Source organism: Kitasatospora sp. NPDC059571 (assembly GCF_042735675.1).
Lineage (GTDB): Bacteria > Actinomycetota > Actinomycetes > Streptomycetales > Streptomycetaceae > Kitasatospora.
Genome location: NZ_JBHWBW010000797.1, coordinates 1 through 1634 on the forward strand (window position 1 = coordinate 1; position 1634 = coordinate 1634).

Annotated in this window: 2 protein-coding genes; one reads left to right on the forward strand and one right to left on the reverse strand. The window is 76.7% G+C overall.

Features of this window, described 5'->3' with window-relative positions:
• Nucleotides 1–233: 233 nt before the first annotated feature.
• Nucleotides 234–461 carry a DUF5302 domain-containing protein gene (locus ACFV0G_RS39125; RefSeq protein ID WP_380558606.1) on the reverse strand — a complete coding sequence of 76 codons (228 nt, stop codon included), beginning with the start codon at nucleotides 459–461 and terminating at the stop codon, nucleotides 234–236.
• A gap of 326 nt (nucleotides 462–787) precedes the next feature.
• Between ACFV0G_RS39125 and ACFV0G_RS39130 the strand changes: the two genes are divergently transcribed.
• The gene (locus tag ACFV0G_RS39130; RefSeq protein ID WP_380558609.1) at nucleotides 788–1609 is read left to right on the forward strand and encodes an integrase; all 822 of its coding nucleotides are present in this window, start codon (nucleotides 788–790) and stop codon (nucleotides 1607–1609) included.
• The last annotated feature ends 25 nt before the right edge of the window (nucleotides 1610–1634 follow it).

Sequence of the window (1634 nt, forward strand, 5' to 3'; positions counted from 1 at the left end):
GGCCGGAGCAGGAGACCACAGCAGCCGACCGGCTGTTGGGCCCCCGCCGCTTGGTTGGGGGTTAGACACTGGGGCCTGCCCTCGGGCGTGCTATCCCCGGGCGAGGCCGGGGGGGCCGTGATCGGCCGGGGCGGGCCCCGCCCCCCCCCCGCGCCCAGCCCCCCCGGGGCGGGCCCGCGCCCCCCCGCCCGCCCCGGGGGCCCCCCCCCCCGCGTCACTGCTCGCTAGCGCCGTCAGCCGCCGCTCTTGCGACGGAAGGTGCGCTTGCCGCCGGCCGCGCCATGCGTGCCGTGGATCTTCGAATCACCGCCGGCGCCGGCCCGCCCGGCCGGGCCGCCGTGCTTGGCCTGCAGGGCGGCGAGGAACTTTGCCTTCACGTCGTCCCCGGCCGCCGGCGCGGCCTCGGCGGCCGACTGCTCCGCGGGCTCCTGATCGGCGGGCGGGGCTGATTCCTGGGTCATGGCGCGACCTCCTGGACGGGGCTCCGGGGGCCGGAGCCGTGACAGACCCCAGCCTGCCACGCCCGGGGCCGCGCCCGCGGGCTCATTTCTCCTCGTCGGGGAACCTCGGCGGACCGATCAGCATGAACAGCGCCAGCGCCGGAAAGAACAGCGACGCGGCCACGAGAACGAAGAACTGCCAGACCATCGCGGCACTCCAAGGGGTGAGGGCGGACGGTTATCCGACGGTATGTCCCGTTCCGCCCGGTCGCCACCGCTCGCCCCGCGGCCCGAAGACCGTTGTCACACCCCTGTTCGCCCGCCTCCCCGGCCCGCAGACTGGTCCGATGCACGTACAGCTCGCCGGAGAACCGTACGGGCCGGAGCGCGAGAGCGAGGACTTCGCCGCCGCCTCCGCCGAAGCACTGGTGCTGCTGGACGGGTCCAGCACGCCCGACGACCTGGAGACCGGGTGCCGCCACGGCACCGCCTGGTACGCGAGGAGGCTGGGCGTCCACCTGCTCGCCCGGCTGACCGACCGCACCGACCGCACCATCGCCGAGTGCCTGGCCGACGCCATCGCGGAGACCGCCGCGCTGCACGGCGGCCGCTGCGACCTCGGCCACCCCAACACCCCGGCCGCGATGGTGGTCGCCGCCCGGCTGAGCGGCGGCGCCCTGGAGTACCTGGTGCTCGGCGACTCGCTGCTGGTGCTCCACCCGCGGGACGGCGCGCCCCGAGTGATCGGCGACAACCAGCGCTTCCCCGGCGGCGAACTGCTGCGCCGGCAGGTGTGGACGACCGTGCCGGGCACGGCGGAGCGGGCCGCGCTCTACCGGGAGTACGCGCAGGCCGTCCGGGCGGCCCGCAACACCGGGCACGGTCCGTGGATCGCTGCCGCCGCCCCGCGGGCCGCGGAGCACGCCGAGACCGGGTTCGTCCCGCTGTCCGAGCTGCGCGGGGTGGCGGCGCTGACCGACGGCGCCGCCCGGTTCACCGAGCGGTTCCGGCTCGGCAGCTGGTCGGACGCGCTGCGGCTGCTCGCGGAGTCCGGCCCGGGCGAGCTGATCGCCCAGGTCCGGGCGGTGGAGCGGACGGACGCCGACTGCGTCCGCTGGCCGCGCGGGAAGTCCTCGGACGACGCCTCCGCGCTCTACGCCAGGATCTGAGCGGCCGGACACGGCTCGGCCCGGG